Annotated in this window: 13 protein-coding genes; all 13 read right to left on the bottom strand. The window is 51.1% G+C overall.

Annotated elements, in window-relative coordinates; all coding sequences use genetic code 11:
- Positions 1-84: 84 nt before the first annotated feature.
- Complete coding sequence (locus DXB70_RS07120) at positions 85-1,110, bottom strand: acyltransferase (protein ID WP_118672972.1); 1,026 nt, start codon at positions 1,108-1,110, stop codon at positions 85-87.
- A gap of 30 nt (positions 1,111-1,140) precedes the next feature.
- On the bottom strand, positions 1,141-1,788 hold the full coding sequence (recO, locus tag DXB70_RS07115) for a DNA repair protein RecO (protein WP_022359740.1): 648 nt from the start codon (positions 1,786-1,788) through the stop codon (positions 1,141-1,143).
- Between the two features lie 20 nt (positions 1,789-1,808).
- Positions 1,809-2,726 carry a GTPase Era gene (era, locus tag DXB70_RS07110; RefSeq protein ID WP_022359739.1) on the bottom strand — a complete coding sequence of 306 codons (918 nt, stop codon included), beginning with the start codon at positions 2,724-2,726 and terminating at the stop codon, positions 1,809-1,811.
- Between the two features lie 26 nt (positions 2,727-2,752).
- Positions 2,753-5,671, bottom strand: a complete 2,919-nt coding sequence (locus DXB70_RS07105) for an insulinase family protein (protein WP_118672970.1) — start codon at positions 5,669-5,671, stop codon at positions 2,753-2,755.
- Between the two features lie 114 nt (positions 5,672-5,785).
- Complete coding sequence (locus DXB70_RS07100; RefSeq protein WP_118672969.1) at positions 5,786-6,598, bottom strand: YdcF family protein; 813 nt, start codon at positions 6,596-6,598, stop codon at positions 5,786-5,788.
- Positions 6,599-6,632: 34 nt separating this feature from the next.
- A complete protein-coding gene (locus tag DXB70_RS07095; protein WP_118467416.1) occupies positions 6,633-7,871 on the bottom strand; it encodes a U32 family peptidase in 1,239 nt (412 codons plus the stop codon).
- 14 nt (positions 7,872-7,885) lie between these two features.
- Complete coding sequence (locus DXB70_RS07090; RefSeq protein ID WP_022359735.1) at positions 7,886-8,527, bottom strand: O-methyltransferase; 642 nt, start codon at positions 8,525-8,527, stop codon at positions 7,886-7,888.
- A complete protein-coding gene (locus DXB70_RS07085; protein WP_118472453.1) occupies positions 8,514-8,927 on the bottom strand; it encodes an aminodeoxychorismate lyase in 414 nt (137 codons plus the stop codon). Before DXB70_RS07085 ends, DXB70_RS07090 begins: the two co-directional genes overlap by 14 nt.
- Positions 8,928-8,957: 30 nt before the next feature.
- Entirely contained in the window at positions 8,958-10,625 is a 1,668-nt protein-coding gene (locus DXB70_RS07080) for a ribonuclease J (protein ID WP_118672968.1), read from the bottom strand.
- Between the two features lie 34 nt (positions 10,626-10,659).
- The gene (locus DXB70_RS07075; RefSeq protein ID WP_118673056.1) at positions 10,660-10,953 is read right to left on the bottom strand and encodes a DUF1292 domain-containing protein; all 294 of its coding nucleotides are present in this window, start codon (positions 10,951-10,953) and stop codon (positions 10,660-10,662) included.
- Between the two features lie 65 nt (positions 10,954-11,018).
- Positions 11,019-11,456 (bottom strand): Holliday junction resolvase RuvX, encoded by a 438-nt coding sequence (ruvX, locus tag DXB70_RS07070; protein WP_118293431.1) that lies wholly within the window; start codon positions 11,454-11,456, stop codon positions 11,019-11,021.
- A gap of 109 nt (positions 11,457-11,565) precedes the next feature.
- Positions 11,566-11,829, bottom strand: a complete 264-nt coding sequence (locus tag DXB70_RS07065; RefSeq protein ID WP_022359731.1) for an IreB family regulatory phosphoprotein — start codon at positions 11,827-11,829, stop codon at positions 11,566-11,568.
- Positions 11,830-11,939: 110 nt separating this feature from the next.
- Positions 11,940-13,109 (bottom strand): ATP-binding protein, encoded by a 1,170-nt coding sequence (locus DXB70_RS07060; protein WP_118672966.1) that lies wholly within the window; start codon positions 13,107-13,109, stop codon positions 11,940-11,942.
- Between the last annotated feature and the right edge of the window lie 108 nt (positions 13,110-13,217).

Genomic DNA, 13,217 nt, shown 5'->3' with positions numbered 1-13,217 from the left:
TTCAAGACTTGGACCTGAAAAAACGCATACTCGCACTTCCGTTTCCAGAGATACCTGCCTTTCAACCGTAAATCCTGCTTTTTGTCAACGTCCCCCATTCAGGGTCTTCCAGATGTCCGGACGGTACCTCCGCAACACGCGCGCCGCCTGATAACAGAGTGTCACTGCAAGCAGCGGCATGCACACATACATAAACATCGAAACCAGCTGGCTGCCCGGAAATAGCAGCGCCGCCGCCTTATTGAGGAAACGGACCACCACAAAGTGCGTCGCATAGATAAAAAAGGTGCAGGTCATAAACGGTCTGACTTCTCCCAGCCAGCGCTCGTTTACCATCATCCAGATACCGATGACTGCCAGAAGCTGGTAGAGAACGATTCCCGGCACAAAATAGTGGGTATAATAGCTCCTGCTGAGCACGATTCCCACTGCCAGCAGGCACACCCCCAGTGCCGCCCGCTTCCACGACCATACCGCCTCCGCCCATTTTCTCCCGTGCAGCGCCGCATAGGCGGCAAAGGAATAATAAATCAGGGCGTCCAGATTCAGCTCCGGCAGCGCCACCCCCTTGAAAAGTGCCACAAGCAGCACCAGCAGAAATGCCGCTCCGGTCCAGATATTTTTCAGAAACAGATACAGCACCGGTGCCAGCAGCACCAGCAGAATGATCTGATACATGAACCAGAACACCGGATTGAAGGTGTACTTGGTGATCGCCTGCCATGCGCCCGACGGCGTGATCACCAGATCCGTCCGGTTAGCGATCGTCTGCAGTCCCGGAATCCGGCTCGCCGCCACATACGCCACGTAATAGATAGTATTCCAGAGCAGGTACGGAACCAGAAGCGAATGCAGACGTTTATTTAATTTTTCTCCCAGCCGCTTCATCGTGAAGTTCCGGTAGAACAGGTAGGCAGACAACATGATAAAGCATGGGATGTCCACCCGCAGAATTTCCTGCATGACCGGGTACTGGAAATGCCACCACGGTGCGTCCTGCCCCAGTTCCGGGAAAAACAGATCCGCGTTGCCGGAATGCGTCCAGATGACCATGAGACAGCAGATGAAATTGAACCAGGCGATTTTCTGGTGGAATTTGGGTTCTGGCATATAAATGGTTCCTCCCTGGATAGTTGTTTGTTATGTAATCGTCTGCAATATCTCCAATGAGTGAAAACTTTTATCTACATACGCCCTCTTATTCCGCTCCACATTCGCCGCAAATTGTGCAAATGCATCTTCTTTCAGAAGAAATGTATACAACTTCTCGATCGGCGCGTAGATGACGTACTGCCAGGCGTAGCGTGCGGAGTCTCCGGCACGCAGGGGTGGATCTTCGGTGTATTCGCCGTTGATGACCATGATTTTTAATTCGAAGATGCGCTGTACAAGTTTGTTGGGGAGTGCAGGTTTTAGGAGGGCGCGGAAGGACTGGTAGAGTAATCGCAGCATTTCTCTTGCCTCCAGACCTTCTCTTCCGAAGTATTCGGCGAATTCAGCAAAATAGGAGGCGTAGCAGGCGCACTCAACGTCCTGTTCAAGTCCTTCGAAATAGTTTTCGATCTCCGCGCCATAGAGATTGTAGGCATCCCGCGTCTCAGAAAGTGTGAAGGTTCCAAATGCGAAAGGCCGGCTTGCCGCACGCAGCAAACTTCCAGTGCGCTTCGCCCCGCGGGCAAATGCCGTGATTTTTCCGCGGTCTCCCGTCAGGAGAATCAGACGTTTATCAAATTCACCGACCGGGGCTGCATAAAGCACCATTCCGGTTGTCTGTATCAAATCTCGCATGCAGCCCTTCCTTCCCTCACTTAAATTTCTTTCGGGTTATATCCGTAATTCTTCATATACATATCGCTGTCTCTCCACTCCCGGCGCACTTTAACCCAGAGTTTCAGGTTGACCTTCGTGTCCATCAGATTTTCAATTTCCATCCGGGCAGCGGTTCCGATACGTTTTAACATCGATCCGCCTTTTCCGATGATGATGCCCTTGTGGGAATCGCGCTCGCACACGATCGTTGCATCCACGTCGATGATGCCGTTTGGGCGCTCTTTCATCTGGTCGATGACAACTGCAATGCCGTGCGGGATCTCGTCGTCCAGCATCCGAAGCGCTTTCTCGCGGATCAGCTCCGCTGCGATCTGGCGCATCGGCTGGTCGGTGACGGTATCCTCATCGTAAAACTGCGGACCTGCCGGGAGATATTTAAAAATACTGCTCTTGACATCCTCGATATTCATCTCTTTGAGAGCCGAAACCGGGATAATCTCCGCAAAATTCAAAATATCCTTATATGCCGCGATAAAGGTCAGGATCTCTTCCTTCGATTTGACCGTATCAATTTTATTAATAACCAGAATGACCGGCGTCTTGATCTTCGAAAGCTGCTCTGCAATGTGGCGCTCGCCTGCCCCGATGAAGGTGGTCGGCTCTACCAGCCAGAGAATCACGTCAACCTCTTTTAACGTATTCTCTGCGACATTGACCATGTACTCGCCCAGCTTGTTTTTCGCCTTGTGGATACCCGGTGTGTCCAGAAAAATGATCTGTCCGCGCTCGTCTGTGTAAACCGTCTGGATACGGTTCCGGGTCGTCTGCGGCTTCTCAGATGTGATCGCGATCTTCTGTCCGATCAGGTGGTTCATCAGCGTAGATTTGCCGACATTCGGACGCCCGATCAGGGTCACAAAGCCAGATTTAAACTCTTTTGTATCTGTATTTGCCATCTTGTTTCCTTTCACTTGCATTTTGTTTAGTTAAACAGATTCTTCACCGTCTTAAACAGATCCTGATTTGCCTTGACTTTTTCTGCATTTCCAATCGCACAGATGCTCTGCTCACTGAACACTGCCCTGATAATCGGTGCCAGCTCCCGGATATCCTCCGGGGTAACTGCCAGGATCTCGTCTCTCTCTTTCTGGATCATCGCATCCGTCACGCCGGTAAACCAGGCCGCGTCGGCGCGAATGCCTTTGTACGGCGGCAGAAGCGGCGCATCAAGGTCGCTGATGGTTCCAATCACGAATTTCGTCATATCACGCTCGTCTGCCTCAAACTGCTCCAGATACGGCACGATGCCCTCGTAAACCTCATTCGTCTCGCGCAGGTTCGGATCGCGGTAGGAAACGAAATAGCTGTCGCCAAATCGTCCGGCTCCATTCATGACGCCGTAAGCGCCGCCCTTGACACGGACATTGATCCACAGATAATCATATCCGAGAATGACTTTCAGCGTCCGCAGCGTGCCCTTGTATGCCAGCCCTTTCTCCACGAAATTGCCGCAGCGCGCCAGATAATTGACCTGGGAGGAGGTCATGAAGCCCTCGTTTAAGTTCTCTTTTTTCCACTCAAACGGATAAACGGTTCCGTCGCCCTGTGGAAGACGTTCTTTTAAAAGCGGAATCGCTGCTTCAAGCCCTGCCTGATCGTCGGCTGCTGCCGTGTAGCTTATCAGCATATTTTCTTTTGTAAACAGACGTGCCGCCGTCTCTTTTAATTTCGCGATCACCTCGCCCTTTTTCTCCTCAAAGTGCTTTGCCGTCTCTTCAAGGAACTGGTAGAAGCCGATTCCGCCCGTGCAGTCGTCAAATGCCGATTCTGCTGAAAAATAGGAGCTGGCTCTCATCACTGCCGCTGAATGTGCCGCCTGATTTAAACGCATCTGGCTCTTCGACTTCGTCTCCGCCACAATCTCGCCGAGACGTTTCTCATCATCAAGGATTGAATCAAGCAGAATCTCCGCGATCGCTGAAAATCCGAAGTCCAGCTTCTCGCACAGCACCCGGGCACTCGCAGTAAAAATACCGGTAAACGCGCCCTGTTTCCGGCTGTCCGCATAGGAGCTGACGCTGAGCGTGATACCGCCGGTATTTAAGTTGATCTCATCCGACAAATCGCTGTATGTGTGTTTCGTCGTATCGACAAATCCAAGCACTGCTTTCAAAAGTCCCACATACGGCAGATCCCTGGACGGTACACGGTCGGTACGGAACATCACGCGCAGATAACCGATGCCTGAGGTAAAGAGCTCATGTGCCAGCACCTTGGTTCCGCCAATCTCGCGCTCGGTCAGGATAAATTTCTCCGCCTCTTTGCGGATATCTGAGCGTTTCAACAGCGGAATCTTCTCTAAATCTTCCTTCGGGGACGGGGTGTCCTGATACTCTTTCAGCTCTTTCGTGCCATCCACGATCGCCTGAATCTCCTCCGCGCCCAGGCTCTTCTTATATGCTTCCAGCTTTTCACGCAGCTTCTCATCCTCGATCGCCGTCAGTCCCCGCTTCGGGCTGACCGTGATCACCGCCTCAAACGGGTTATCTAAGAGATATTTGCGGATCAGTTCTTCAAAATATCCTTCCTTTGCTGCTTTTTTGAGGAATGCAAATGTCTCCTCATATTCCAGGTGCATCAGCGGATCGCCGCCGTACAGCCAGCTATCTAAGCACTGCAAGCCGTACATCAATCCCTTCGGCGCGTTGCCGAAATCTGCCTCGCGGCTGCGGAATTCATAGTAGTTGATGCCCGCCAGCAGGCTCTTCTGGTTGATGCCATCATCTGCCAGCTTCTTAAGCGTTCCCTTGACAGTCTTTAAAAATGCCTCTTTCTGGCTGCTATCCGCATTTTTCGCAATGACAGAAAAATATGGCTGTAAAATACCATTTTCATAGCTTCCCAGGATATCCTGGCCAATCCCAGCGCTGATGAGTTCTTTCTTTAAAACGGCGCCCGGCGCATCCAAAAGCACATACTCCAGGATCTGAAATGCCATGTAGAGAATCGGGTCGAGATCGTCGCCCACCACCGTATTAACCGACAGGTAGGTTGCGTGATCCTCCGGCTCATCCTCAGTGATCGGATAGAAGATCTCACGGTCTTTCGGCGCGTCAAACGGCTTCTGGTAGTGAATTTCAGAATCCACCGGCTGACGGTCATAGTGGCTTAAATACTCACGATCCAGCCAGTCCAGCTTCTCTGCCATATCCATATTTCCGTACAGATAGATAAAGCTGTTGGACGGATGGTAGAATTTGCGGTGGAAATTCAGGAAATCCTCATAGGTCAGCTCCGGGATAACCTCCGGGGCACCGCCGGACTCATGCGTATAGCAGGTATCCGGGTAAAGCGTGTTCTGCGTGTAGCGGTCAAGCACGCCCTCCGGGGAGGAAAATGCACCCTTCATCTCATTGTAAACGACACCGTTTACCGTGATCGGGCTGTCCGCCGACTCCATCTCGTAATGCCAGCCCTCCTGGCGGAAAATCTTCTCTTCTTTATAGATATTCGGATGCAGAACCGCGTCCATATAGACGTCCATCAGGTTCTGGAAATCCTTGTCGTTGCAGCTTGCAACCGGGTATACCGTCTTATCCGGGTAGGTCATCGCGTTTAAGAAGGTATTTAATGAGCCCTTCACCAGCTCTACAAACGGATCCTTGACTGGAAATTTCGCCGAACCGCACAAAACGCTGTGCTCCATGATATGCGGCACACCCGTGCTGTCAGATGGCGGGGTACGGAATCCGATGCAGAATACCTTGTTCTCATCGTCATTCGAGAGCAGGAACACTCTCGCTCCCGTCTTCTTATGTTCCAGAAGAATCCCCTCAGAATTCAGCTCTTTTACGTGTTTTTCATTCAGGATCTGATAGCTCTTCAAATCTTTTACTGTCATGCTGTCTTTCCTTTCTCTAAAACGATTCCACAGCGCATACAGACATCTGTTGAATCGTTACTGTTCACGTATACGTGAACAGTAACGTTGAATCGCACCTTTTTTCTTCTTTTTTTACAGTCTTCCCATAAATTTGTCTTTTAGTACGGCAAATGCCTCCCGCAGCCACAGGTGCACCGCCAGCACCGGGTCGCACGCAGCTGCCACGCCGATCGGCTCGATCTCCTGTCTGCGCGCGATCGCCTCCGCCCGGAACACATGGTAATTGCTCGTCAGAATCCCGATCCGGATGGTATCGCCGTCCGGGCGCTCACGGTAAAACTCCATCAGGTGTGCCCGCGCCGCCTGCGCCTTGTTGTATTCCTGCCGGTCGATCACCGTCCGGCTGAACTCGATGTTCTGCACCGTGTCGGAGGACTGGTCTTCAATCAGCAGCTTATCCTCCGGAATCCCGTTGTACTGTAAATATTCGTACATCGCCCGCGCCTCGCTGATCTCCTCGCCCGGACCTTTTCCGCCGGAAAGCACCAGAACCGTGTTCGGATATTCCTCCGAATACTCGATCGCCCGATCCAGACGCTGCTTTAGGGAATTGCTGATCTTGGTGCCGCGCACACGGGCTCCCAGCACGATCACATAGTCCGCCGGCTGTCCCGTCGCCGTAATGGCGCTCCAGCCGATCAAAACCTCCGTGATCACCAGAATCAGAAATCCCGCCGCACATACTGTCCCGACGGAAACGCCGATCCACACGGGGATTCTGCCCTCATGCTGGCTGCCAAACCACCATCCTGCCGCCAGAAGTCCCAAAACGATCGCCAGGCAGGGCCAGATCAGAGCAAATGAAGTCGAAACACCCGAATAAATAACGATTATGATATAATATAACAGGCACAGGACCGCCGTTCCTCCTAAAAACCAAACCATCTGTCATCCTCCTGATGTCCTTCCAGCCGCACCTTTACAAATCCAGCGCTTCGTCCTCACGCCGCAGGATATCCTGCGGCTTTGCCATGCCGCCTAAGTCTACCCAGAGCTGCTGCTTCGGGTGCGGTGCGCTCTCCTGCGCGGTTCCATCCTCAGTAAAGATGCCTTTCACTTCCACACGCAGGTTACGTCCGTCCGGCTTCATGATCTCGATCGTCTCTCCCACGCTGAATTTATTCTTCTGCTCCAGATGAACCAGGCCATCCCCGCGCACAGCGCCGACCGTTCCCAGATAGGTGTACGGTTTTACATAAGTATTGCTTCCGTATACCTGCGACTCGGTACCCGGTTTATGGAAATAAAATCCGGTGATGTATTCCCGGTGGGTACATTTGCGGATCTCACTCTTATACCACTCCATCTTGGACTGGTATTTTTCCGGGCTTTCCAGATAATCGTCGATTGCGATTCGGTAGGTTCTCGCCACGGTTGCCACATAGAGTGCTGTCTTCATGCGTCCCTCGATCTTGAAGCTGTCGATTCCTGCTTCGACCATCTCCGGAATGTGCTCAATCATGCACAGGTCGCGGGAGTTGAAAATATAGCTGCCGCGCTCATTTTCATAGACCGGCATCCACTCGCCCGGTCTTGTCTCCTCCGCCACCGCATATTTCCAGCGGCACGGATGAGTACAGGCGCCCTGGTTCGCGTCGCGCCCCGTCAGAAAATTGCTGAGAAGACATCGTCCTGAATAGGAAATGCACATCGCTCCGTGGATGAAGCTCTCGATCTCCATATCCTCCGGAATATGTTCGCGGATCTCGCGAATCTCCTTCAAGGACAGCTCCCGCGCCGTTACCACGCGCTTCGCGCCCTGTTTATACCAGAAAAGGAACGTCCCGTAGTTTGTATTATTTGCCTGTGTGCTGATATGGATCTCCATCTCCGGGAGAATGCGTCTGGCAATCTCAAAAACACCCGGATCGGAAATAATCAGCGCATCCGGCTTGATTTCTTTCAGTTCTGTGAAATATTCTTCCACACCGGCTAAATCATCATTATGTGCAAAAATATTTGCTGTAATATATACTTTGACGCCGCGCTCATGGGCGAACGCAATGCCCTCTTTGATCTCTTCGTTCGTAAAATTCTTCGCCTTTGCCCGCAGACCAAACGCCTCGCCGCCCAGATAGACCGCATCGGCTCCGTAAAGGACCGCCGTCTTGAGGACGTCCAGGCTGCCCGCCGGGATTAAAAGTTCCAGTTTTCTCATGTTTTTCCTTTCTTTTATCGCTTTACACTTAACGCCACGCCATCCCCGATCGGAATGACAGACGTCTCAAATTCTTTCATGTGTGTCAGTTCATATAAATAATCGCGCATCCGCGTGTGGATCGTCCGGTTGCGGCGCTCGACCGCATAGCGGGATTCCACGATATCGCCGTCCTGTAAGACATTGTCCGACAGAAGAACGCCGCCGGACGGCAGCAGACGCAAAATCTGAGGCAGCCAGTGCATATACTGCCCCTTAGCCGCATCCATAAATATAAAATCATAAGGGCCGGAAAGCGTCCCCAGTATCTCTTCCGCATCGCCTTCCAGTAAAGTAATGCACGGCTCTTTTCCTGCCCTTTCAAAATTGCGCTTGGCAATCGGTATTCTTTTTTCGTACTTCTCAATCGTCGTGATCCGGCAGTTTTCCGGCATCACACGGCTCATCAGTAAAGCCGAATAGCCCACAGCCGTTCCTACCTCCAGAATCGACTGCGGGCGCTTGAGAGCAATCAGTGTTTTCAGAAATGCGGAGGTCTCCCTGCGGATGATCGGCACGCAGTCAGCCAGCGCTTCTTCCTCTATCGAGTCGAGCAGCGGTCCGTTGCCCGCGTCCAACGACTGGATATAGGCGGTAATTCTGTCATTTACTATCACTTTTATCCTCCTCCGGGCTGGCGGCAGAAGCTGCCGCCTCATCCATCTCCTTCAGCATCTCCAGAGAAGTCTGGGCGGTGCTGAACTGATAGGTTCCCGGATATATCTTGTATTCATAAATCTTTGCCTGCAGCACAAAGACCACGCGGCTTTGAATCAAACCGACGCGTTCCAGCGCTTCGCCTGCCTCGGAGGTGCTTTCGCTTTCCTCGATGGTAACCGTTCTCATTCTTCCCGGCTCTGCCTCAACTGCGGTCGGGTTAAATATCTCATGCCCCAGCCAGTAACCCTTCGTTGCGCCCTCATAGAGCAGAAACAGTGTCAGTACCAGAAAAACGATCCGGAACACACTGTCCAGAATTGATACTGCGATATGGGGTTCCCCAGATGTCCGGCTCATATTCCACCTCCGTGCTGCTTTTGCAGTCTTCTACACTTCCATGATGATCGGAAGAATCATCGGATTTCTCTTCATCTTCTTCCATAGGAAATCACTCAGGCTGTCGCGGATAATGTTCTTGATCTTGCCCCAGTCGCTCACGTGCTTCTCAAGACAGCCTTGTACGGCTTCATCCACGATTCTCTGTGCCTCTTCCATCAGATCCTCGGACTCACGCACATAGACGAAACCTCGGGACACGATATCCGGTCCCGCTAAGAGCTGGTTGCTGTATTTCTCCAACGTCAGTACCACAATAATGATACCATTCTGTGCCAGGTTCTGGCGGTCGCGCAGAACGATATTTCCGACATCACCGATGCCCAGACCATCGACCAGGATGCCGCCCGCCTGTACATGGTCGGCAACACGGTAGCCTTCGTCCCCGATCTCGATCACATCACCTGAGCGCATCAGGATGACATTTTCCTTCGGAATGCCCATTGAAATTGCCAGGTTGCGCTGCGCCATCAGGTGGCGGTACTCACCGTGTACCGGAATCGAGAATTTCGGACGAACTAAGGAGTACATCAGCTTGATCTCCTCCTGGCAGGCATGTCCGGATACGTGGGTATCCTGGTTGATAACCTCTGCGCCCTTCATCGACAGCTCGTTGATAACTCTTGCAACGGCTTTCTCATTGCCCGGAATCGGGGTGGAACTTAAAATAACCACGTCACCCGGCATGATCGAAACCTTCTTGTGCAGGTCTGCCGCCATACGGGACAGGGCCGCCAGAGACTCGCCCTGGCTGCCGGTCGTGATAAGGACGGTATCCTCTTTCTTATAATTTTTCAGATGTTCAATGTCGATCAGTGTATTTTCCGGAATATTAATGTATCCAAGTTCGCTCGCCGTGCCGATGACATTGACCATGCTTCGGCCCTCGACCACTACCTTACGTCCATAGTGGTATGCCGTATTGATGATCTGCTGGACACGGTCTACGTTGGAAGCAAACGTCGCAACGATGATCCGGTTGTTCTTGTGCTCTGCAAAAATCGAATCAAAGGTCTTGCCGACGGTGCGCTCCGACATCGTAAATCCCGGACGGATCGCGTTGGTACTGTCACACATCAGCGCCAGCACGCCTTTCTTTCCAAGCTCGGCAAAACGCTGCAGATCCGCCGGTTCACCGAATACCGGTGTGTAATCGATCTTGAAGTCGCCGGTGTGGACGATAATGCCAGCCGGGGAGAAGATCGCAAGCGCCGATGCATCTGCGATACTGTGGTTCGTCTTGATAAACTCAATCCGAAAACATCCGAGATTGATGGACTGTCCGTGCTTTACGACCTTGCGGCGGACGGTCTTCATCATATTATGCTCTTTTAATTTATTCTCAATCAGTCCGATCGTCAGTTTGGTGCCGTATACCGGTGCCGGAACATCGCGGAGTACATACGGCAGCGCGCCGATATGGTCCTCATGCCCGTGCGTGATCACAAAGCCCTTGACTTTGTCAATGTTGTTCTTTAAATATGATACATCCGGGATAACCAGATCGATTCCCAGCATATCGTCGCTCGGGAATGCCATACCACAGTCTACTACAATAATGCTGTCTTCATATTCGAAGGCAGTCATATTCATACCGATCTGTTCCAGACCACCGAGCGGTATGATCTTTACCTTATTATGATTTGTTTCCTTTCTCAATCAATGCACCTCCAAAAATTCAATTTTTAGATTTTTATTCGATATCAACGCCCAGATCGCTCATCAGCTCCGCAAACACCTTGGACATATACTCCAGTTCTCCGTCATCGTCCACAAATTCGTAAGCTGCTTCTGCATCCTCCGGCTTTGATGTATCTCTCAGCAGATAGCACTCTCCATCGCCGTCCTTCGTATCACTTGCCAGCAGATAGGACTCGCCATTTAACTTTGTCTCTTCCAGGACATACAGCTTCACTTCCTCGCCGTTCTCATCCCTCAGTGTGATGCTGTTTTCCATATTGTTCAGTTCATCTAACATTGAATCCATATTTCCCATTCTATGATTCTCCTTCTATTCTTTATTTTCAATCATTGATTTTTATCACTGATAACTTATTCTTCCGCTTTTCCCTGTGCCTGCAGATCTAAATATCCCTGCAAAATCAATACCGCCGCAATCTTATCGATCACGCTCTTCCGGTTTTCCCGGCGCACGCCGCTCTCGATCAGGATCTGCTCCGCCGCATTCGTCGTCAGGCGCTCGTCCCACATAACGACCGGAAGGTTCGTCCGCCGTTCCAGCATCTCTTTAAATGCCAGCGTCTTTTCAACGCGCTCTCCCAGCGTATTATTCATATTTTTAGGATACCCCAAAACAATCGTCCCAACCTCGTATTCCCGGATCAGCTCTTCAATCCGGGCGCAGGTCTGGCGAAGTTTGTTCTCATCCTTCCGTGTGATCGTCTCAATTCCCTGTGCTGTAATGCCTAACGGATCGCTGACTGCCACTCCCGTGGTCTTCGATCCAAAATCAAGCCCCATAATTCTCATATTCTATTTTCTCCATAACAAAACAAGCTGGCAGCCCGTCAGATATTGGACTGTTGTCGCCAGCTGTTTTTACTCTTCCGCTTTTTAATTGCCGTGCTGCATCCACTCTTTACTGAAGCTTCGTCTCAATATATACCTTCACAAGCTCTTCCAGAATTTCGTCACGCTCCACCTTCATAATCAGGCTTCTGGCACTCTTGTGGCTGGTAATATAGGTCGGATCTCCAGACATAATATATCCTACAATCTGATTGATCGGGTTGTAACCCTTCTCCGTCAGCGCTGTATATACCTGTTCCAGAACCTGGCTTGCCTCCAGCTTCTTCTCTTCCTGTACTGCTCTAAAAAACTGTGTATTGCTGATATCACCCATTTTGTCTTCACGTCCTTTTAAATACCCGCCACGATTTGCCACTCTGCTGATCCATGCGTGCAGGTAAATTACTCTTTTTTATTTTACTCTACTTTACCCCATTCGGCAAGTTATTTTTTATCATTATAATCATCCAGGAAATTGTATGTCCAATCGTCCTTGTGGTAACCGATCACAGTCTTTAAGTTGATATTGTGGACACTCTTAAAGATATTTTTCTCGATCACATCGCTCTCCTTGCGGAAATGGGCGATCAATTCCTTCATCTCATCGCGCTTAGAACCGCGTCCGCCTCCGCAGCTCACGCAATTTTCAGTAAAACGGCACGCGCACTGTATAAACTGCAATCCGTTGTAATCGCGCCACGCCTTGACCGCATCTTCCTTGATAAGGTACATCGGGCGGATCAGCTCCATGCCCTCGAAATTCTGGCTGTGCAGCTTCGGCATCATCGTCTCAATCTTGCCGCTGTACAGCATTCCCATGAGGATCGTCTCGATCACATCATCAAAATGATGTCCCAGCGCAATTTTATTGCAGCCCAGCGCTTTCGCCTGTGCATAGAGGTGACCGCGGCGCATTCTGGCACAGAGGTAGCACGGATTCTGCTCGATCGTCGCCACCGTGTCGAAAATATCGCTCTCAAATACCGTCAGCGGAATGCCGAGAAGTTTCGCATTGTCCTGGATGATCTTCCAGTTATCCGCATTGTAGCCCGGATTCATCACTAGAAAAACGGTTTCAAACTGGAATTTTCCATGTTTTTTCAATTCCTGGAAAAGTTTCGCCATCAGCATGGAATCCTTGCCGCCAGAGATGCAGACTGCGATCTTGTCGCCCTCCTGAATCAGATCATAGGTGTTGAGCGCCCGCGTAAACGCCCGCCAGATCGGCTTGCGGAATTTCTTTATAATACTCTGCTCAATTCTCGCCCGTTTTTCCTCTCGATCCGCCTCGGATTCTTCACCCACGAAGCGGGACAGGGAGAGGCGCAGCCACGCGCGGTAACCGCCGTCCACATTGACCGCGTCAAATCCGTCCCCGGTCAGACGACGCACCCACTCCTGGCTCTTCTCACCGGTATGGCACATCACGTACACTGGATGCATTTTGTCTAACCTGGCTGTTTCTTCCTCATACTGCTCTTCCAGCCGGAACGCCGGGAGGCTTACCGCCCCCGGAAATGTTCCGCGCATATACTGGTCCTGCGGGCGGATGTCCACGATCGTCTTCTCCGCATCCTTTAACGCTTCCAGCTCCTCAATCGTAATCGTTTTCATTGTATATTCTCCTGTATCCGTTATCTGCAAAATCCTTTTTAAGAAAAAATGTAAAAAATGTGCCTACCCGTGTGCAGTAACCACAATTCTCATGAAATGAAACAAAAG

It is taken from the genome of Clostridium sp. OM05-5BH (assembly GCF_003481505.1).
GTDB classification, from domain to species: Bacteria; Bacillota; Clostridia; order Lachnospirales; family Lachnospiraceae; genus Otoolea; species Otoolea fessa.
Note: the sequence above shows the minus strand (reverse complement) of the source record. Positions and strands in the feature narration are given on the sequence as shown.